The 19,250-nt window shown below is 58.4% G+C and carries 19 protein-coding genes and 1 tRNA gene; 11 read left to right on the forward strand and 9 right to left on the reverse strand.

Annotation, left to right across the window (positions count from 1 at the left end; genetic code table 11):
- Positions 1 to 3 precede the first annotated feature (3 nt).
- The 8 genes from sctR to sctW are packed head-to-tail and all read right to left on the reverse strand — an operon-like array spanning position 4 to position 8,042.
- Complete coding sequence (sctR, locus tag BLU75_RS18240; protein ID WP_084379307.1) at positions 4 to 657, reverse strand: type III secretion system export apparatus subunit SctR; 654 nt, start codon at positions 655 to 657, stop codon at positions 4 to 6.
- On the reverse strand, positions 654 to 1,688 hold the full coding sequence (locus tag BLU75_RS18245; RefSeq protein ID WP_084379306.1) for a FliM/FliN family flagellar motor switch protein: 1,035 nt from the start codon (positions 1,686 to 1,688) through the stop codon (positions 654 to 656). Before BLU75_RS18245 ends, sctR begins: the two co-directional genes overlap by 4 nt.
- Positions 1,685 to 2,137 carry a type III secretion system HrpP C-terminal domain-containing protein gene (locus tag BLU75_RS18250; RefSeq protein ID WP_084379305.1) on the reverse strand — a complete coding sequence of 151 codons (453 nt, stop codon included), beginning with the start codon at positions 2,135 to 2,137 and terminating at the stop codon, positions 1,685 to 1,687. Before BLU75_RS18250 ends, BLU75_RS18245 begins: the two co-directional genes overlap by 4 nt.
- Positions 2,134 to 2,547, reverse strand: a complete 414-nt coding sequence (gene sctO, locus BLU75_RS18255) for a type III secretion system stalk subunit SctO (RefSeq protein WP_084379304.1) — start codon at positions 2,545 to 2,547, stop codon at positions 2,134 to 2,136. Before sctO ends, BLU75_RS18250 begins: the two co-directional genes overlap by 4 nt.
- Entirely contained in the window at positions 2,534 to 3,892 is a 1,359-nt protein-coding gene (locus BLU75_RS18260; protein WP_084379303.1) for a FliI/YscN family ATPase, read from the reverse strand. Before BLU75_RS18260 ends, sctO begins: the two co-directional genes overlap by 14 nt.
- A complete protein-coding gene (locus BLU75_RS18265) occupies positions 3,889 to 4,785 on the reverse strand; it encodes an FHA domain-containing protein (protein ID WP_084379372.1) in 897 nt (298 codons plus the stop codon). Before BLU75_RS18265 ends, BLU75_RS18260 begins: the two co-directional genes overlap by 4 nt.
- A 57-nt stretch (positions 4,786 to 4,842) precedes the next feature.
- On the reverse strand, positions 4,843 to 6,879 hold the full coding sequence (gene sctV, locus BLU75_RS18270) for a type III secretion system export apparatus subunit SctV (RefSeq protein ID WP_373863649.1): 2,037 nt from the start codon (positions 6,877 to 6,879) through the stop codon (positions 4,843 to 4,845).
- Positions 6,880 to 6,935: 56 nt separating this feature from the next.
- On the reverse strand, positions 6,936 to 8,042 hold the full coding sequence (gene sctW / locus BLU75_RS18275) for a type III secretion system gatekeeper subunit SctW (protein WP_084379301.1): 1,107 nt from the start codon (positions 8,040 to 8,042) through the stop codon (positions 6,936 to 6,938).
- Positions 8,043 to 8,305: 263 nt separating this feature from the next.
- Between sctW and BLU75_RS18280 the strand changes: the two genes are divergently transcribed.
- Together BLU75_RS18280 and BLU75_RS18285 are read left to right on the forward strand one after the other, a co-directional pair.
- Positions 8,306 to 8,857, forward strand: a complete 552-nt coding sequence (locus BLU75_RS18280) for an RNA polymerase sigma factor (RefSeq protein ID WP_084379300.1) — start codon at positions 8,306 to 8,308, stop codon at positions 8,855 to 8,857.
- Entirely contained in the window at positions 8,854 to 9,387 is a 534-nt protein-coding gene (locus BLU75_RS18285; protein WP_084379299.1) for a GNAT family N-acetyltransferase, read from the forward strand. The genes BLU75_RS18280 and BLU75_RS18285 overlap by 4 nt, the downstream gene beginning before the upstream one ends.
- Positions 9,388 to 9,421: 34 nt before the next feature.
- On the opposite strand, the gene BLU75_RS18290 is transcribed toward BLU75_RS18285, so the two are convergent.
- Positions 9,422 to 10,639, reverse strand: a complete 1,218-nt coding sequence (locus BLU75_RS18290; protein WP_084379298.1) for an MFS transporter — start codon at positions 10,637 to 10,639, stop codon at positions 9,422 to 9,424.
- A gap of 235 nt (positions 10,640 to 10,874) precedes the next feature.
- Between BLU75_RS18290 and BLU75_RS18295 the strand changes: the two genes are divergently transcribed.
- The 9 genes from BLU75_RS18295 to BLU75_RS18335 all read left to right on the forward strand — a co-directional run bounded on the left by BLU75_RS18295 (position 10,875) and on the right by BLU75_RS18335 (position 19,102).
- A tRNA-Met gene (locus BLU75_RS18295) sits at positions 10,875 to 10,951 on the forward strand.
- A 166-nt stretch (positions 10,952 to 11,117) separates the two neighbouring features.
- A complete protein-coding gene (locus BLU75_RS18300; RefSeq protein WP_084379297.1) occupies positions 11,118 to 12,359 on the forward strand; it encodes a tyrosine-type recombinase/integrase in 1,242 nt (413 codons plus the stop codon).
- A gap of 246 nt (positions 12,360 to 12,605) precedes the next feature.
- Complete coding sequence (locus BLU75_RS18305) at positions 12,606 to 13,550, forward strand: hypothetical protein (protein WP_084379296.1); 945 nt, start codon at positions 12,606 to 12,608, stop codon at positions 13,548 to 13,550.
- Positions 13,551 to 13,632: 82 nt separating this feature from the next.
- Entirely contained in the window at positions 13,633 to 13,887 is a 255-nt protein-coding gene (locus tag BLU75_RS18310; protein ID WP_084379295.1) for a helix-turn-helix transcriptional regulator, read from the forward strand.
- The gene (locus BLU75_RS18315; protein WP_065947931.1) at positions 13,884 to 14,189 is read left to right on the forward strand and encodes a hypothetical protein; all 306 of its coding nucleotides are present in this window, start codon (positions 13,884 to 13,886) and stop codon (positions 14,187 to 14,189) included. The genes BLU75_RS18310 and BLU75_RS18315 overlap by 4 nt, the downstream gene beginning before the upstream one ends.
- Positions 14,190 to 14,722: 533 nt before the next feature.
- Positions 14,723 to 15,007 (forward strand): hypothetical protein, encoded by a 285-nt coding sequence (locus tag BLU75_RS18320; protein ID WP_017846196.1) that lies wholly within the window; start codon positions 14,723 to 14,725, stop codon positions 15,005 to 15,007.
- Entirely contained in the window at positions 15,004 to 15,276 is a 273-nt protein-coding gene (locus tag BLU75_RS18325; protein ID WP_084379293.1) for a DUF3077 domain-containing protein, read from the forward strand. The genes BLU75_RS18320 and BLU75_RS18325 overlap by 4 nt, the downstream gene beginning before the upstream one ends.
- The gene (locus BLU75_RS18330; protein WP_090221521.1) at positions 15,273 to 18,161 is read left to right on the forward strand and encodes a DUF927 domain-containing protein; all 2,889 of its coding nucleotides are present in this window, start codon (positions 15,273 to 15,275) and stop codon (positions 18,159 to 18,161) included. Before BLU75_RS18325 ends, BLU75_RS18330 begins: the two co-directional genes overlap by 4 nt.
- Before the next feature lie 98 nt (positions 18,162 to 18,259).
- Positions 18,260 to 19,102 (forward strand): chromosome segregation protein SMC, encoded by an 843-nt coding sequence (locus tag BLU75_RS18335; RefSeq protein WP_084379292.1) that lies wholly within the window; start codon positions 18,260 to 18,262, stop codon positions 19,100 to 19,102.
- Positions 19,103 to 19,250: the final 148 nt, after the last annotated feature.

Consider the following 19,250-nt stretch of genomic DNA (forward strand, 5'->3'; position numbering starts at 1 on the left):
CACTCACAAGAAGGAAAGAAACAGGCTGTCGAGCAACCGCGACCACCCGGACACGAGGACGAACAACAGCAACTTGAGAGGCAGCGAGATGGTCATCGGCGACACCATCTGCATGCCCAACGCCAGCAACAAGTTGGAGACAATCAAGTCGATGACGATGAACGGGATGTAGATCAGAAAGCCCACTTCAAAGCCGGCTTGCAGTTGTGAAAGGACAAACGCGGGGATCAGCAAAATCAAGTCATCACGTTGGGTGCCTTGGCTCATCTCCGGTGGCCACATGCGGGTGGTGTTTTCATGCAGATGAATCAACAGGTCCGGATCGGTGTTGCGTTGCATGAACGCCCGCAGCGGTTTTATCGCAACCAGGCCGGTGTCCTGGAATGCCTGCACGCTGGAGGTATCCAGCGGCGACGCCTCGATCACCTGGCTGATCTCGTAACCCACGGGCGCCATGATAAACAGCGTGGCCGCCAGCGCGATGCCGTTCAAGGCCATGCTCGGCGGTACCTGCTGCACGCCGATGGCATTGCGGGTGATCATCAGCACAATGACTATCTTCAAAAAGGCCGTGCAGATGATCAACAACATGGGCATCAGCGCCAACGAGCCGAGCAGCAGTGCGAACAGTAGCGGGTCAACCCCCTGAACCGTCATCGGGAAAAGATCACACGTGACAACTGCAAGCCCAGCCGGCCATCCACCTCGACCAACTGCCCTTGGCCGATAGGCCGCTCGCCGTAATAAAGTCCGGCCAACCCGGGTCCGTACCCGCAAATCCCCAATACCGCTCCCGGGGCCAGTTGACGTAGCTCGCCGAGGGTCAATTGCAGTGTGCCGCAGCGTACCGTGAGGGCCATGGATAACTCATCGAACGGTTCATGACCAAAAACATCCTCCAGCGGTTCGCCACTCTCGTACTCAGCCTGTCCGTCCCATCCTTGTTCATGGGATTGTTCAGCAAAATTCTCATCCACCGCAGTTTCCCTCATCGAAAAAAGTGTCAGTTGCAAAGCACCGGTTTGATCATCGAGACAGCCTTGCAACAGGTGCTTGCCCAGGCGTACACACCCATCACCCTGGGTGTTGAACAGCGGACTCTCGAGCACCAGCACATCGCCAGGGCGCAGCGCCTGCAACAGCGAGGCGGTCAGTTGCAAGCGCGCCAGCGTCACCGGTAGCGAGAGCGCAAGTGAACCGGGCAAGGCCTTCGCCATCGGTCGCCACGGGGCGGCATCACACAATGCCAGCAGACTGGCAGGCGCCAGCATCAGGCGCGCCACGACCCTGGAGGCTCCCAGTGCTACCGTGAAGCGACAGCCGAACGTCTGGCGATGCAGTTGCCCCAAGGGCTGCAGATATCCAAAAAGGTCGTTCAACTGCGGACTCAAGCTTTGCTGGAACACGGCCCAGACCCAGGAAGCCGGATCATTGCCGGCCTCGGCCAGCCCGACCGGACATTCGCCAAACAGACTCAAGACGGCGCCAGGTTCACTGAACGTCAACACCCCGCGGGCCGTCTCAAATGACATCAGCCTCTTGCCCGCGGGGGCGATTCCCGGCTCCAGGAGCAATTCGCCCGACTGGCCGGCGACCTCGAACGGCAAGCGCAGTCCACGCCCCAAGCGACGCCGCGCGAGCACCTTGGTGCCATCGACCACCGGCAACTTCAATGCAGGCAACATCATGCTTGGTCGACTTTCCGCAGACGCAGACTGACGGGCTGCCCGAGTCCCCGGCAGAGTCTTTCCTGGCAACCCTGACGAACACCGGCAAGCCAGATCGAGGTTCGCGCCTCTTCAGCCTCCAGGGTGATGTCCCAGGACTGGTTCTCATGCCCGGCACAGACGTTGATCCGTCCCCATCGCGGCAAGTACAGCGTCATGTTCAAGGGCCACTGGGAAACGCCGCTCAGGCGCATCTCCAACTGTTCGGCCAGCGCCTCGATCGCCTGCTCACTGGCCTGTGCCACTTGCCCCGGCGGACTGCTGGAAAAACCCTCACTCCCGCTGTCGTCACTGAAGTACCAGGCAAATAATCGACTCTGTTCCAAAGACACGGTGTGGCCCAAGCCTGTCTCGGCATCCGATTCACGTGCATGCCGGCGCTCGGATTTTTCCATCGACAACGGCTTCATAGCGCCTCCTGCGCCAGCAAGTGCGCCAACTCCTGAAGTTTTTCAACTTCGCGCAGGCATTCGGTGACCTGCCGCTGCGCCGTCTCGACGTGCGTCACTTGCCGCTGCTGCCGCTGGTACAGCTCACGTAGCTCACCCTCTTCACGCGCAGTGCCGGCCAGCAATCTGCGCTCCTGATTGCCCCAGGTCTTCAAGTCCTGTAGCGACACCACTTGCCCCTGGTGCCTGCTCACCAGCTCGGCGGTTTTCTGCGCGGCCTGCTGGCGGGCCTGGTCCAGGGCCGCATGTGCCTGGTGGACCTGGTCCTGCAGGGTGCCCTGGAGTCTTTTGGCATCACGCAAGGTGCGCTCGGCACGCTCGGCCCGGTGTCGGCGCAGACGGCGCAAAGTCTCTATTTCAGAAAGGAACATAGGCTGTCAGCTCACTGAGTTGATCCAGGGTCAGGGCCATCGGCGAAGGCTCTCTCAGGTCCTGGCGCAGGAACGCATCCACCGCTTGCCGGCTTTGCACGGCGAGGTCCGTCAGCGCATCGGCGCCGGCCTGGTATTCGCCCAACTTGAGCATCAATTCAATCTGCTGATAGGCCGACAACAGCCGCCGCAATGCGGTGCTCGCCTGGATGTGCTCCTGCCGGGCCACGTTGCTGAGAATCCGCGAGAGGCTGGCCAGCACGTCGACCGCCGGGTAGTGGCCGCGCTCGGCTAGTTTGCGTGAAAGCACGATGTGACCGTCGAGTAGCGAGCGCACTTCATCCGCCACCGGATCGCTCATCGAATCCTGCTCGATCAGCACGGTGTAGAGGGCGGTGATGACGCCCTGGCGCGTCAAGCCCGCGCGCTCCACCAGGCGCGGCAGCAAGCTGTAAACCGACGGTGGCAGGCCTCCGCGCCCCAACGGTTCGCCGGCCGCCAGTCCAATCTCGCGCTGGGCCCTGGCGAAACGGGTCAGGGAGTCAATCAACAACAACACCCGTTGCCCCTTACTCCGGTAGCCCTCCGCCAGGGCCGTCGCAGTGAACGCTGCGCGGGCGCGTTCCATGCTGGAGCGGTCGGAGGTGGCGCAGACCAGCACCGCCTTGGCCCGCAGCGTCTCATCGAGTTCATGGTCGAGAAACTCGCGCAGTTCACGACCGCGCTCACCAATCAGACCAAATACAATCACATCGCAATCGACATTGCGGGCAATCTCCGCCAGCAATGTGGTCTTGCCGCAACCGGCGCCCGCGAAGAGCCCCACACGCTGCCCCTCGCCCAGGGTCAGCAAGCCATCGATCGAACGCACACCGGTGGGCAACGCCCGATGGATGCGCGGGCGTTCGGTGGCCAGCGGTGCGTCGCACAGCACCGTAGTCGCCCCTTCCGTATCGGCGCCAGCGAATGCACTGGGGCCGGTGCCGTCCATCGAGCGACCGAAGCCATCGAGTACCTGCCCCAGCAAATCGTCGCCCACCCGCACCCGATGCGGTACGCCCAGGCGTTGCACGCTGGCCCCCACCTGCACGCCTTCCAGGTTGCCCAAGGCACTGAGCACAGCGTCCTGCTGATCAAAACCAATAATCTCCGCCAGCATGCTGTCGTCACCCAGTTTTTCCACCAGGCACAAATCGCCGATACGTGACTGCGGCAAACGGCATTGCAGCAACATGCCATTGACTCGCTGAATACGGCCGCGCATCGCCACCGGCGAATAACCGGCCAGCGTTTCCGACTGGCGCTGCTGCCAACGCTCGAGCCGCTCTGTGAACGGATTACTCACCAATCCACCTCATAGCGCTGCTGACCGTCGAACACCACCTTGTCGTTGTCGATGACGGTCAGGCGCAACCCTTCCACTTCATCGCCGAGAAACAATCGATGTCCATCCTCCAGAACGACGTGGCCATTTTTACCGCCCACGATCTGGACGATCTTGAAGGGCAACCGGGTATTGCGTTCACGTACCCGGCTGATCACGGGCACAGGCGTGTCGAATTGCTCCTGGAAACGGTCGAGCATCCGTGAAATCAACGCGAGTTCATCCCTGGAACCCGTGCCGTCGATGGATATCTGGCCATTGATGACTTCCAGCGCAAAGCGATGGGCCAACTCACGTTCCTCCAGCATCTTCAACAGTTGCTGGCGCACTTCATAAGCACTGGACAGCAGGTTTTTTTGCTCCAGCGCCGGCCTCAGCGACGCCTGGGACTGACTCTCCTCGGTGGGGGTCAGGCCCAGCGCGACGATGACCAGCGCCACAAGCGCCGCAATCCCCATGAAGCGCTTGTGCCGCAACGTCGGCGCAGAGGACGGCGGCGATTGCGGGTAATCCTCGACGTCGATCGCTGGGGTGGAAGCAGGCGTCGGAAGCTGGGGCCAGGGCTGGTCGGCATCGGCGACATACAGTCGAACCTGCGCGATGGAAAAGAGCGTATTCGTCCCGAGGTCGGGAATCTGTGCCTGAGGCTGGCCCGTGTCATCCTGCAAAAGGCCTTGCTCCGCTTGCACCGACCATCGGCCGGCTGCGCAACGCAGCTGTACGTGGCGCTCTGAAATGCCTGGATCGTACAGCGCAAGATCGGCGTCCTGACTGGCGCCGATGCTCCATTGCTCACCGAACAGCGGCAATGCGGCCCCTTGATGCAGCCCCGTGAGTACCCGCAACTCAAACAAAACCAGGCCTCCGCGCAACGCGCAAGCGCAGGCCCACAATCACAGACGTGGGCGTGTTCACGCCACATCCTCATGCTGCAAACCGTCCTGGTTCAGATCAATCCGGCCAAGGACCTTGACCTTCGCCGCACTCGTCAACTCGGCAAAGGACACCACCGGCACATGGTTGAACTCCTCCAGCAATAACGTACGCAACGGACTGCGCAGATCCTGGGCCACCAGCAGTACGCTTTTGATCTTGGCCCGCGGCGGGAAACCTTCGTTCAGCAGACTGACCAGCCAGGCACTGTGTTCAGTGTCCAGGGCAAAGAACACACCGGTCTGGGTCTGCCGCAGCGCCTCGCGCAAGATGTTTTCGGTGTGGGGCGATAACAGCCAGGCATGCAAGCCGTCGGCCTCGCTGTACTGGTGATAGATCTGGGATTTGAGGGCGATTCGAGCGTAGTCCGCCAACGCTTCGGGCTCACGTTCATGCTGGCCGTGTTCGATCAGCGCCTCGACAATCAGTCGCACTGCTCGCAGGGATATGCCTTCGCTGGCCAAGCGTTGCAGCACGCTGGAAAAGCGCGACAACGGCATGATTCGTTGCAGCTCCTGGACCAGTTCCGGCTGGTTGAACTCGAGCCAACTGAGGATTGATTTGCTTTCTTGAATGCCTAGAAACTGAGGTCCACTGAGCATCATGGCGCGCTTCATACGATCGACGATCAGCTCTTGAGCGCTAAGCCGTTCCAACTGCTCGTCGGCCAGCAACGGGTCATCCGCAGGCAGCCACCACCAATCCTGTTCATCCCGAGCTGCCAGGCCCTGGATTCCCTGCGGCGGTTCGTGGGGGCAGTCGGTCCGCGCCACCGCCAAGCGCTCGCTCAGTGACGCCTTGAACATCGGCACTTCATGCACGCAAAAGCGGAATTCGTCCGCCGCGAGCGCCGGGCTGTATTCGATTTCAAACGGTGGCAGAGTCAATCCGACGCTGGTGACAATCGCGTTACGTGTTTGGCGAATCGCCTGGATCAACCCAGCGACACGGGCGTCGCCCGCGCATGCGGCGGCAAATTGCAGCAAGTAGGGCCGAGACGGATCAAAGCCTCGCAAGTCTTCATAACCATTGTCTTGCGGCGCGACCGGCGGCGCGCCTTTTCCCTCAGGCGCTTGGTCTTTCCCACGTTGGCGTGAGAGGTGATAACCCAATGCCCCCGTCATTAACGAAATGACAATGAACACGCCGGTCGGCATGCCGGGCAGCGCGGCGAACGCCAGCATGCCGACCGAGGCGATCATCCAGCTCTTGGGTTCGCTGGTCATCTGCCGGGCAATTTCCGCGCCCACGTGACTGGCGCCCTGGTTGAGCCCGTCCGGTGCGACCCGCGTAATGATCATGCCGGCAGTCAACGAAATCAGCAGCGCCGGAATCTGCGCAATCAGTCCATCGCCAATGGTCAGCACCGAGTACAACGCAATGGAATCGGAGGCACTCATGCCATGCTGAAACATGCCGGTGGAAAACCCGCCCAACAGGTTGATCACCACGATCACCAGCCCCGCGATCGCATCCCCCTTGACGAACTTCATGGCGCCGTCCATCGCGCCGAACAATTGGCTTTCACGGGACAACTGCTCGCGCTTGTTGCGGGCCTGGTTGCCGTCGATCAGACCGGCGCGCAAGTCGCTGTCGATGGACATCTGCTTACCGGGCATCGCATCGAGGCTGAAGCGGGCCGCCACTTCGGCGACACGTTCCGAACCTTTGGTAATCACCAGGAAGTTGACGATGGTCAAAATCATGAAAATCACCAGGCCCACCGCCAGGTTGCCGCCCACCACAAAGTTGCCGAACGCCTCGACAATGTCGCCTGCATCCTGCTCCAGCAGAATCAGTCGAGTCGTGGCAATCGACAGCGCCAACCGGAACATCGTGGTCAACAACAAGATCGACGGAAACGACGAGAAGGCCAGAGGCCCGGGCAAATACAGCGCCAATACGATCAACAGGCAGGAGATGCAGATATTGAGCGCGATCAGAATGTCCACCAGCCAGGTGGGCAACGGCACGATAAAAATAAACACGATGGACAGCACAATCACCGCGCCCATGACTTCGGCGCGGCGCGCAACACTCAACAGCACCGCGTTGAGCCATTGAAGCGAAGTCACGCGGACACCTGCGCCAAGCTGCTGGTCGTGCGCCCTTCCACCGCTGTGCTTTGCCCCATGCACAACAGGAAATTGCTCAAGCTTTCCTGACGGCTTCGGCTATCACGCCACAACGCCATTGGCAGGCGCTGCATCAGCGGGTAGAGCGCATTCAGTGAGACCAGTTGGCTCGACAGCGCCTCCCCGCCGAACTCACAGCCAAGACGCTCTACCTCCCCGGGCGCAATACCGGTGCTCGCGTACCCCAGCAAACGTTGCAACAGCACAACCGCCTGCTGGTTGCTGTCCGCGGCTTGCGGGGTCAGGCGCAAGGCCAGCCCAGCACACTCACGCAGGACCGTGTTGAGTTGTCCGCAGGCCTGCAGTCCCAGCAATAACGTACGTAACTTGGCCGTGGGCACGGAGGAAACCTGGGCACCGACATCATCCGCCAGCGCCCGGCGCATGACTTGCAGGCCGCGATTGAACTGCTCCCCGCCGAACAGTTCAAGCAACGCTTGCATCATCGTCGCCAGGGATTGGCGCACCACCACACTGGAGTAATACAACTGGCGGACGGCTTGGCGTAATGCCTGATCATCGGTGCCTTTTTGCAACGACAGCGCGATATTCAGCGCGGCTTGAATCTGTGCCTTGTAGCGCTCGGTCAGCGTTGTCAGGAAATCGCAGGCCCGCGCCGCTTCCACCTGGCGCGCCTCGGCCTCGGCTTGAGCACTGATGTGTTCCAACACCACATACGTCCTGGCCGGGTCGCCCCCCGTCAACGCCAGCAACCCTTCGACACTGGTTTTCTGTAACAGCAACACCCGGACCTGCCGCGCCAGGTGAGCCAGGCTCTCTTGTCCGGGATGCCCCAACTGTTCGTATAACTGGGCCAAGTGCTCGACTTTTTGCACCCGTTGCCCAGGTCCCGCAACCACCAACTGACGCTGATCCAGGCTTTTACTACGGCGCTCCATCTGCTGACTGAAGAGCAGGCCAACTTCCTCTGCCGCGTTGTGCTGCGCGGCACGAGGCGTCGGCAAAGGTGACTGAGCCACGACCGAAGCACGGTTCAGTTGATTGATTTTTTCAACTTCGCTATGGCGTGCTTCAACTTTCATAGAGGGGGCCGGGAGTGATCTTTCATGCCTCTGTGTGGCCACCTCCACTCAAACAGTTCCCACTGCTGAAACAATTTATTGCCCGCGTAATAACTGGCACGGTTTTATAAGCCTCAGTGCCAGATATTGCATGCAATACACTCAAGCAATTAAAAATATATAGATATATCAACAACCTACGATGACATCGAGGTTGGCATAAGCACTGCTTAGGAGGTCTCCATCGAAACCCATTCGATGGCGATTACCTGAGGAACAAAAAAATGGAAAACCCTTTCGATGCAGTAGAACCCACCCGCTCTGGCTTTCCACAATCTATGCTCGATCTTTCCGATGACCATCGGAAAAAGCTGCGTAACTTCATTCACAAACGCATCCTCAATCCCGAAGATGCGGATGACATTCTGCAATTAACCTATCTGGAAGCCTGGCGCAGCAGAGCGAATTTCAGCGGCCAGGCCACCTTGAGCACCTGGATGTGCGGGATTGCTCAGAACCTTATCCGCAACCATTTTCGCCGCTTGTACGCCAAGCCCGTGCATTGCGAATTCGATGAGGCGCTCTGGCATGGCCAGGACGAAGCGCGCGACCTGGGGTGGGAGTTCGAGATTAACCGTCGACTTGAACGCGCGCTTCAGGCGATCAATCGCCTGCCCACGGAAATGCGCGTGACGCTCTACACCTCCCTGGAAACCGACGGCAGCTACCAGGACACCGCCAATGTGCTGGATATCCCGATCGGAACGGTCCGTTCAAGACTATCCAGGGCCCGTGAACAGCTCAAGCGAGCCACGTATGGCGGGCTGAGTCGATGAACCCGATCAGCGACCGCACACCACTGCCCAAGGGGCTGCAGGCCTTCGCACCCGAGGATCTGGAAGCCATGCGCGGCATCTTGAATGAAACCATCGAGACCGGGATCAACTCCACGTTGACGCAAAGAATTTCCGCAGAGCAGTTCGCCTATGTGGTGAATGGTTATCAGCGTCAGGGCTTTCCGATTTATGTCCTCAAGCGTCGAGGCGAGGTGATCGGATTCGTCTGGGTGCACAGCTTTTGCTGGGGCGGGGATGCCTGCAGGCGTACCGGTGAAACGGTGTTGTACATACGCAAGGACCATCAAGGTCGCGGGGCCGGCGTTGTCCTGGCCAGGGCCGCCCTCACTCTTGCCAGCCGCTACGGCTTCGGATCCATCGTGGTCTGGGTACTGGAAGGCAATGACAGCAGTCTGCGAATCGCCAAGGCAATGGGCCTGGAACGCTGGGGATATTTACCCGGTGTCGCATGCTTCGGTGAGCAGCAACGAAGCGTCAACCTTTACGGCCTGACGCTTCCAGTACACTGATCGCCCAGCGCTTGCAGTTTCGCCCCACACAGCATCAGGCTTTTTTCGAACGGGGCAACAAGATGGCAAGGACGCCAAGCAAGGGAAGGTACGAGCACAACCTGTAGACGTACTCGATGCCATGAATGTCCGCCAAGTGCCCGAGCAACGCCGCGCCAATCCCGCCAAAGCCGAACATCAAACCGAAGAACACCCCAGCGATCATCCCGACGTTACCCGGCACCAGCTCCTGCGCGTACACCACGATCGCCGAGAATGCCGAGGCCAGGATGAAACCGATGACCACACTGAGCACGCTGGTCCAGAACAGGTCGACATGGGGCAGCAACAGCGTGAACGGCGCCACGCCCAGAATCGAAAACCAGATCACCGCCTTGCGTCCGATCTTGTCGCCAATCGGCCCACCGAAGAATGTCCCTGCCGCCACCGCCCCGAGGAACAGGAACAAGTGCAACTGGGAACTGGCCACTGACAGGTCGAACTTCTCGATCAGGTAAAAGGTGAAGTAACTGGTGAAGCTCGCCATGTAGAAATACTTGGAAAATACCAGCAGCCCCAACACAATCAGAGCGCTCAGCACCCGCCCCTTGGACAGGCCGTGAGTCGCCGCCTGGCCTTGCTTGAGCTTGAACAGATTCAGATGATTGCGGTACCAGCGGCTGATGGCGTACAGCACACCCAGGGCAAATACCGCGAACAGGCCAAACCAGGCCACATTGCCCTGGCCAAAAGGAATAATGATCGCCGCGGCCAGCAATGGCCCGAAGGCCGAGCCGGCATTGCCCCCGACCTGGAAGGTCGACTGCGCCAAGCCATAACGCCCGCCGGATGCCAGGCGCGCAACCCGCGACGCTTCCGGGTGAAAGGTCGACGAGCCGACACCAATCAACCCCGCCGCCAGCAGGATCATCGGGAAACTGCCGACCTGAGACATCATCAATATCCCGATCAGCGTGCAAATCATCCCGCACGGCAACAGAAACGGCTTGGGATGACGATCGGTGTAATACCCCACCCAAGGTTGAAGCAAGGAAGCGGTAAGCTGGAATGTCAGGGTAATCAGGCCGACCTGAGTAAACGTCAAGCCATAACTGGCCTTGAGCATTGGGTAGATCGACGGTAACACCGCCTGGATCAAGTCATTGATCAAATGCGCCAGCGCCACCGCGCCGATGACACGCATGACCAACGGGCTGGATTGCCCGGTGGTTGACGCCGTAGCCACTGAAGGCTGGGGATGGGTGAGAGCCATGAAGAGCGTTTCCATACAGCAGATGGATGCACAGGTGCAGGAGCGACAATGTGCCACTTTTCGCTGCGCGATGGCTATCCCCTTAGGGGGCTAACGAGCTGATCAACGACCAGCCGTTTCACCGGCCACTCGTCGCCCGTAACGGTGATTTTCGTTAAACGGTTGAAAGCGTAGAAAAAATTTCAACAAAAAGGCTTGACGCATCTTCGTTCTGCGCGAATAATGCGCGCCACTTGGCTACATAGCTCAGTTGGTTAGAGCATAGCATTCATAATGCTGGGGTCCGGGGTTCAAGTCCCTGTGTAGCCACCAAGTACCGATCCATAGATGTCTACAGCAGTCTATGAATCACCTCAAGAAGCCCGCCTAGTGCGGGCTTTCTTGTTTCTGGCTGTCCACCTCTATCTACCCCTATCCTTCCCCACCGTGTATGCCCACGTGTATGCTTCATAAATAATTGAACTGAAGGCATACAAGGATGAAACGCACCGATATCAAGCGGCGCCCTCTCGCTGACACTACACTTTCCAGCCTGGAGCCTGAGGCCGGGGCATACCGCGAACTAGACAGCCCAGGGCTGTATTTCAGGGTCAAGCCGAACGGCCAAAAGTCCTGGGAATTACGCTACAAGAAGCCAGACGGCAAATGGTCGTGGCTTGGTCTTGGCGGCTACCCGGAAGTGGGCGGCGCTTTTGCTCGGCAGAAAGCGGCTGATCTACGCGCAGACGCATCGGAAGGTAAGAACCCGATCACCTCCAAGAAAGCTCGCCAAGCCGCCGAGATCGATGCAGCCAACGACACCTTTGAAGCATTGGCAAGGGAGTGGCACACGTCTCGCCTGAGCGGCTGGGATGCTGGTACGGCCAAAAGGATACTTGGCGCACTCGAACGCCATGTATTCCCCTCGCTCGGTAAACGCTCCTACACCTCTATCATGTCGATGGAGTGGATGGAGCTATTGAGAGGGCTTGAGCGTCAGGGGATTCTGGAACAGATGAGCCGTGTGAGGGCCTACTGCAAAGATATCTATGACCTGGCTCGCGTAACAGGCAGAGCCGTCAACAATCCGTTGGAGGGTGTGCATAAATTTCTGTCCTCGGGAAAGGCAGAGAACTACGCCCACGTTTCCCCCGATGAGCTTCCAGGGTTACTCCGAGCGATACGCTCCTACCCCCACGCCAAAGATGTTCAGCTTGGTCTAAGACTGTTGACCCTGATGGCCGTACGCCCCAGCGAACTGCGAGAAGCACATTGGGTGGAGTTCGATTTCGACAAGAGGTTGTGGACCGTTCCAGTAGAACGCAAGGGTCGTAAGAAAGGTCGTGAGCACCTGGTGCCACTATGCGCTCAAGCAATCGAAGCACTACTGGAGCTTCGGCAACTCACCGGCGCTTACACTCTCCTGTTTCCCGGTAGAAGCGACCGCACTAAACCCCGCAGCGATACGGTATTCCTAATGGCACTAAGACGCCTTGGTTACGAAGGGCGCCAGACCGGCCATGGCTTCCGCCACATCGCCAGCACGATCCTCAACGAGCGCGGATATCCGGCTGACCATATCGAGGCCCAACTCAGCCACAAGGCACAAGGTGTTCGAGGGATTTACAACAAGGCTCAGTACCTTGAGCAACGCACACAGATGATGCAATGGTACGCCGATCATCTTGATTCCCTAGAGAACGGAAATGTAGTGCAAGGTCAATTTGGGAAGGCCGTGTGAAGCCGTTAACCCCCTTCCCTTTAAAAAATGGTGTTACGGGTGTTACGCGTGTTACGCCTATCTTCAAGTCATTGTTTTTATTTAATATATTGAGCGTTACACGCGCTGCAAAGCTTCTGAACACCACGTGTTACATCGAGCAGTCGTGTTACAGAAAGGTCACGCCCTCAACCCTGCTGGCATTGACGCTTCCAGCTGCAAATCGCTGTAACAGCCTATCGGCTTCGGGGCAGCGGGGAGATCTAAATGGACTTTGAACGGGGCATCAATGCAGAAGAGCTTGAACTCGAAATCGCAGGCTTCGATGTAACGTGCCTGGTGTGGGATCAGGACGACGTCGAGGCAGCCGTTCGCAGTCTTGTGCTGTTTCCGCAGTTCAAAGAACACTTCAAAGACGCCTTCGATCTGATCAACACGGCCACCTCGTTCTGGCTTGAGGAGGGCTCATACGCTCCGTGTGCAGAGTCGGTAACAAAAACCCTTTATCGACTTCGCGATCCCATTAGCGAGCATGCCAGTTATGCAGAGGCAGGCTCATTGCCCAGTGTCATTCGACGGTTTCTTGGGGTGAGTCATTCCGCAGCAGATTCACAGCTTACGGCTACCTTTGCCCTGGTCATGGGAACGCAGGCTGTGGAGACGCTTGCAAATTGGCTGTTCGACCTTGAGCTCACCACTTACGACATTGATGCAGACCTGATAGAGCAGCTGAAACACGACTCTCCCCGCCAGTACCTTGCCCTGATCGAAAAAGAGCGGGACCGCAGCAGTGGAAACGAGATCAGGGCACGAGAAGAATTCGCGACGTTGCTAGGCGAGGCGAATCAGGCGCTGCTGATGGCGAGTCTTTATCGCCAGGTGGAGCAAATGGATGTGTTTAAAAAAGGCTTCAACACATCAAGCTTGATGCATCGAATTCTCGACGACGCCTTGTCTACAAAGGCGACGAGAAGGGGTCAGGAAGCCGGCAAGGGGAACCGAGATCCCAGCTCAAAAATACAGACCGACACAATGAATAGACGAGCAAAAATCAAGGTTGCTGCCGAGCAAATCATTAACGGCCGAAAAATTGAAATGCGAAGTCTGTCCGACTCTGAACTCACCAATATTCTTTTCAACCAAAAGGTTCACGGTACGGAAAAGACCATCCGACGCCATTTGGAAGCTTTGAAGCTTCGACCTCTGAAATAAAAAAGGGAGCGGACACAGTCCACTCCCGACCCCCTGCGTAGCGTATGACCCGTTGTCTCAATTAACAAAGGGTTAGCTCGCTATGACTATCGTATTAAAAGCAATTCCCTCGCATGATCCCTCAATGACCCTCATCCGCATGCCAGAGGTCATTTCAATCGTAGGGCTCGCACGCCCGACTATCTACAAGCTGATGCGTCAACCTGAAAGCGGATTCCCGTTGCCGGTAAAGCTGAGTAACAGCAATGCTCGAAGCGCTCCGGTTGCGTGGGTATTGGGGGAAGTTCAGGCATGGACACGCGCACGCATCGCTGCCCGTGATCAGGTGGCAGCATGAAAAATCGTGTCGCCAACAAGGCCATTTTGCAGCCCTTTTCTGTACTCAGAACAGTCGGATTCTCATCACGCGGTATGCAGCGTTTTGAACGTTACCGCACAGAGCAAAAACGCCTGAACCGGGACGTGATGGTGATGCGATGGAGAGATGGCATCTGGTGCGCATTATCAGTTCCCTGCCAAGCCCCGCAAGCAATCATCGTCGACGAAGGCCAACAAATCGACGCCTACGAGGACGCGCGCGCCTGCCTCGAAGGCGACTTCTTGCCCTTTGTCTCCCTGCGCTGGGATATCCATGCCTGAAACGAAAACGCCCCCGGCGGCAACCGGAGGCGTTGAGGTAAATCTTCATGTCTGATCAATTTATGCCGCATCGAAAAAATCTGCAAGTGATCCGCACAGTTGCGCTTTCAAAAAACGGACGTTACTCTCTGAATGTCGCTGCAAAATCAGTGACCGGACTTGGCCGTCCGAATTGCAAAAGGCGCACAAGCGCCCTCCATCCGATAGCAGGCGCTTTTTTTGTGCCCGTCGTATCGTGTTATGGCGGCTGTGCGTGGGACACCTTCGGGTGTGCCGGGTCCCTTTTGCCCCGGTCGGCCAACCCGCGTACAGCTGTCACCCCTACTTGCTTGGCCGCAAGCGGTGGCAGCTCCTCAGCAAAAGGAGCTTTCACAAATGAAACACGCCCTCAATCCGTCCAAAATTCGCGCCGCAGCTCATCGAGCAATGGCTCTCGCCGCTTTACACGCCAATTCCAGCCTCGCTACACGCCTCTCCCGTTACAACGCCCATATGTCGAAGGCTCGCGCCCTGGAAGCCGCAGGGGGTGCCCAATGAGCATGCTCCCAGGCTTTGCGCTGCCCGAGGATCTGCTCTGCGTCAGCCAAGACGCTGAAGCCGGCCTACCTATCGACGCCATCACCTGCGCGCTCGACCGTGCCGATTCAGTTCTCATGCTTTTGGAAGATCACTTAGACGGCGATAAACCCCTGCTTTCAAACCGCGTGCTGTCGTCCGTTATTTGGGACGTGCGCGGCACCTTGGGCCTAATCAAAACGCTCACCATGTACGGTGATGCCTCCTCTGTGCCAATGGGCCAGAAAGGCGGTGCCCTGTGAACACTGCCAACACTCTCGGGCGTACCGAATTTTCCTGCGTTAACAGCAGCAATCAGAAGCTGTTCCGGGTCAATGCAGGCGTGCCGATCGAGGACGCGCTTGAAGCGATATCGCTGTTTCAGTACTACGCCAATCAACTGACCCTCGACGCCGCCATGAGTAACGAAGGTGAGCGGTTCAGTTGGCCGGCGCTCTACCTGGGCGAGATGGCAAAAGCGCTGATTGATGACGTGAACGATGCGCTGTATGCAACGAGGACAACGCCATGACTCAGCGCACCGGCAACACCTCAAAACGCCCGAGCTTCGCTGATGTAAAAAGCGCTGCCCTAAAGAACATCGACCGTGTGCTTGCTCACTGGCTGCCAAACGGCAAACGTGTCGACGGCGGAAAGGAGTACACCGCACCGAATCCCACACGCAAGGACAAGCGTGCAGGCTCACTCAAGGTCAATTTGAGCAAAGGCACCTGGGCGGATTTTGCCACCGGCGATAAGGGCGGCGACCTGATCGACCTGGTGCGCTACATCGACGGCGGCACCGACGTTGAGGCCTGCAAAAAGCTGGCGGATCTGCTCAGCGTTTCCGCAGGTTCTGCGACTATCAAAAGCGCACCGGCCAAGAGCGCAACGCCGGAGTGGATCGCGATTCAGCCGATCCCGGTCGAGGCCATGAATAAGTGTCCTGCCAAGCACCGGCAACATGGTGTTCCGTCCAAGGTGTGGATCTACCGCGATGCACAGGGCCGGCCGGTCATGGCGCTGTATCGCTTCGACCTGGCCCCAGATGAAGACGGCAAACCGAGGAAGGTCTTTGCACCGCTGACTTGGTGCAAGCGCTCCGATGGACAAACTACACAATGGCGCTGGCAAGGCTTGCCGGAACCACGGCCATTGCTACGCCTGAATGAGCTGACAAAGCTCGCAGACGCGCCTGTGGTGTTGTGTGAGGGTGAGAAAGCAGCTGATGCCGCTGCCGAGCTGATGCCGGACTACGTTGCCACGTGCTGGCCGAACGGCTCCAACTCTTGGCACAAAGCCGATCTGACGCCACTCAAAGGGCGCACCGTAGTACTGTGGCCGGATAACGACGCCAGCGGCAAAACCTGCATGGACGCCATCGAGATCAAGCTGATTGAGTTGGGCGCCGCTTCAGTGCAACGAGTTGCGCTCGACGTGTTCAATCTCAAGCCCAGCAGCAAAGGGGGCAAGCCAACACTCGTCAAAGGTGGAAAATGGGCTGACGGAGACGATGCAGCAGACGCATTAACCAAAGGCTGGACCGCTGGTCACGTAGCCGAGATGGTGCGCAGCGGTGAGTTTTTCGGCGGTGCCGCTGAGCCAACCGAACCTCAACAACCGAAGGCCAAGGCGCCCGCCAAACGCCCCGCGAAATCGAAAAATGATCTGTTGCCGGGCGGGTTTCGCCTGACCGCCGAAGGGGTGTTTTATTCCGGCGATGATGGTGAGGCACGCCCTGTGTGTTCGCCTCTCGAAATCATCGCCCGCACTCGCGACGACAAGGGCCACAACTGGGGCTTGTTGGTTGAGTTCGATGACCCGGACGGCGCTAAAAAACGTTGGAACATTCCAGCCCGAACCATGACCGGTGACTTCGGCAAAGACGTACTCGGCCCCTTGGTAGACATGGGCCTGCGCCTTGCCGGAAGTCGATCTGGGCGCAACGCACGCAATGATCTGCAGAGTTATCTCGGCGGCTTCGACAGCGCCCAGCGCGCACGCTTGGTAACGCGATTGGGCTGGCACGACGAGGCGTTTCTATTGCCCGAACAACAGATTGGCTCGCACGCCGAACACCTGCATTTTTATGAGGCAGGTGCGCAGTTGCCACCGATCAGCGAGGCGGGCTCTCTGGAGCAGTGGCAGCAGCAAATCGGCGCACTGTGCGTTGGTAACCATCGCTTGGCGTTTGTCGTCTCTGTGGCCTTTGCAGGGCCTCTGCTCAACCTGCTCGGGCATGAGTCGGGCGGCTTCCATCTCTACGGCGACAGTTCCGGGGGCAAGACTACCCACTTGCAGGTCGCTGCCTCGGTTTATGGCGGACCGCGTCTGGTGCGTTCGTGGCGCTCGACAGATAACGCCTTGGAGTCCATCGCCGCTGCGCACTCAGACGGCCTCCTGGTGCTGGATGAAATCGGCATGTGCGACCCACGCATTATTGGCGAGACGGTTTACATGCTCGGTAACGGCACTGGTAAGGCGCGGGCGAATGATCGAGGACAAGCGGGCCGACAGGTACAGGAGTGGCGCTTGCTGTTTCTCTCGACGGGCGAGAAGACGTTGGCGCAGCACATGGCAGACGCCAACAAGGAGCTGAAAGCCGGTATGGAGGTCCGCATGCTCGCCGTTCCAGCCGATGCGAGCAAAGGTCTCGGTATGTTCGATGTGCTGAACGGTTTTGAGGATGCTGCTGCCCTCTCCGATGCGCTCAAGGCCCGTGTCGCCAAATACTACGGCACACCCCTTACCGCCTTCCTGCACGCACTTTGCGCGCCTGGAGAAATGCTCAGGTGGTCGGTGATCGTTCGCCGCACGGTAGAAAAGTTCATCACCCAAAACCTGCCCGCCTCGGCCAGCGGGCAGGCCCAACGTGCCGCCCTTCGCTTTGGCCTCGCAGCAGCGGCCGGAGAGTTGGCCACCGCTTTCGGCGTCACCGGTTGGCCCGATGGAACAGCCACGACCGCCGCAAGGGTGTGTCTGCATGCGTGGCTAGCCGAGCGTGGCGGCGCCGGAAATTTCGAGGGCGATGCGATTTTGGCGCGGCTGAGACAGGTCATCGAGCACTTTGGAGAAAGCCGCTTTACCCGCTGGGAATCTGCCGCCGCCAAGATTGATGAGCACGGCCCACGCACGATTGATCGGTTGGGCTTTCGCAAGACGCTGGAACACGGCATGGGCGACGCACTGCACACCACCAACACTTACTACGTGCTGCCGGAAGCCTGGAGAGCCGAAATCTTCAAAGGCATGAATATCAGCGCGGTGAACAAGGAGCTGCTGCAACGGGGCGTGCTTGAGCCGGGAAGCGACGGAAAGGCGTACAGCTTGATTCGCCTGCCCGGATTAGGACCTCAACGCTGCTATGTGGTGAAGACAGTTCCCGGAACGGACGAAGGCGAGGCCAAGGCCGCTTGACGGCATGCCTGCTGATAGAGGTAGCGCCGGCTCATTCCCGGCCTCGCCAGCCGTTCAACAACCATCCCTATCGAACGTAATACCCAGAGACAATACAGATGAACACTATCCAAGAACTGAAAGACCGCCGCGACACACTGACCCTCGAAATGAAGAGCATTCAGCGCGATTTAATGCCCTTCGAAGAGGCGCTAGAAAGCCCCGAGGTTATCCAGCAGGGCCGTCAACGGGCCGTGCAAGATGAAATCAACGACCACAAAAGACGCATCGACTCGCTAGGCCTTGAGATCCACCTCCTGAATCAAAAGATTGATCGTCTTGAAGCACTGGCGAACCGTGAGAGCTTGGCTGCGGGCTATCTCAGTGGCATGGCGACCTGGAAAGCCGACGAGATGGAACTCAATGAAAAGCGTAGCAGCATCGAGACCCGGTTGCAGCAGGTCCGCCAAAGCGATCAGGAAGACATGGCAAAGGCTCGACAAGCCGAAAAGGACGCAGCCACCGCTTATGCACAGGCTGTCGCCTGGGGCGATGTGGAGGGCGAAAAAGCGGCAAACGTTGAAGCTCAAAAGGCAGCAAAAAACCTGACGGCAGCGGTTGAGCATCACCGCCGCCAACAACTTCTTATCACTGCTCTGGAGCAGGAGCTCGTGACGATTGACCTGCACATCATGGAGGCACAAAAAGAACACGCCAAGATCGAGAACAATGCAGCGCATCTCGCGAACACCGTGCTGGAAGAAAAGTGGAACGAGGCTGCGAAAGAGTTGTTGGAAACTGGCGGTAAGCTGTGGGCCGCACGAAATCTGATTGATCGGGATTCGGTTGCCTTGATGAAACTGGATATACCGGAACAGGGCGAGCGTTTCGGAAGCTGGACCTGGCGAGAGCTTGCGGATCGTTCGCGCCAACACAATCTAATTGACCTGTTAGCGGCCTGAACTTAACTCTGCCCTGAGGCAACCTGTGAGGGCAGGTTGCTTTAGGCATTTCAACTATCCGATCAGCTTCCAACCGCCGACTGGACGGCAAGGTTTGCTCCAGCTGGTCGCAGCCTGTCTAGAATGTTTCCGTAACGCATAAAAATCC

The organism is Pseudomonas mucidolens (assembly GCF_900106045.1).
GTDB classification, from domain to species: Bacteria; Pseudomonadota; Gammaproteobacteria; order Pseudomonadales; family Pseudomonadaceae; genus Aquipseudomonas; species Aquipseudomonas mucidolens.

Bases quoted from the DNA above. Each gene is read 5' to 3' on its own strand.
- BLU75_RS18245 (WP_084379306.1), bottom strand. From the start codon at position 1,688: ATGATGTTGCCTGCATTGAAGTTGCCGGTGGTCGATGGCACCAAGGTG.
- BLU75_RS18315 (WP_065947931.1), top strand. From the start codon at position 13,884: ATGAAAAATCGTGTCGCCAACAAGGCCATTTTGCAGCCCTTTTCTGTA.
- BLU75_RS18335 (WP_084379292.1), top strand. From the start codon at position 18,260: ATGAACACTATCCAAGAACTGAAAGACCGCCGCGACACACTGACCCTC.
- sctO (WP_084379304.1), bottom strand. From the start codon at position 2,547: ATGTTCCTTTCTGAAATAGAGACTTTGCGCCGTCTGCGCCGACACCGG.
- sctV (WP_373863649.1), bottom strand. From the start codon at position 6,879: ATGGGCGCGGTGATTGTGCTGTCCATCGTGTTTATTTTTATCGTGCCG.
- BLU75_RS18300 (WP_084379297.1), top strand. From the start codon at position 11,118: ATGAAACGCACCGATATCAAGCGGCGCCCTCTCGCTGACACTACACTT.
- BLU75_RS18285 (WP_084379299.1), top strand. From the start codon at position 8,854: ATGAACCCGATCAGCGACCGCACACCACTGCCCAAGGGGCTGCAGGCC.
- BLU75_RS18305 (WP_084379296.1), top strand. From the start codon at position 12,606: ATGGACTTTGAACGGGGCATCAATGCAGAAGAGCTTGAACTCGAAATC.
- BLU75_RS18280 (WP_084379300.1), top strand. From the start codon at position 8,306: ATGGAAAACCCTTTCGATGCAGTAGAACCCACCCGCTCTGGCTTTCCA.
- sctR (WP_084379307.1), bottom strand. From the start codon at position 657: ATGACGGTTCAGGGGGTTGACCCGCTACTGTTCGCACTGCTGCTCGGC.
- BLU75_RS18330 (WP_090221521.1), top strand. From the start codon at position 15,273: ATGACTCAGCGCACCGGCAACACCTCAAAACGCCCGAGCTTCGCTGAT.
- BLU75_RS18320 (WP_017846196.1), top strand. From the start codon at position 14,723: ATGAGCATGCTCCCAGGCTTTGCGCTGCCCGAGGATCTGCTCTGCGTC.
- BLU75_RS18290 (WP_084379298.1), bottom strand. From the start codon at position 10,639: ATGGCTCTCACCCATCCCCAGCCTTCAGTGGCTACGGCGTCAACCACC.
- BLU75_RS18250 (WP_084379305.1), bottom strand. From the start codon at position 2,137: ATGAAGCCGTTGTCGATGGAAAAATCCGAGCGCCGGCATGCACGTGAA.
- BLU75_RS18310 (WP_084379295.1), top strand. From the start codon at position 13,633: ATGACTATCGTATTAAAAGCAATTCCCTCGCATGATCCCTCAATGACC.
- sctW (WP_084379301.1), bottom strand. From the start codon at position 8,042: ATGAAAGTTGAAGCACGCCATAGCGAAGTTGAAAAAATCAATCAACTG.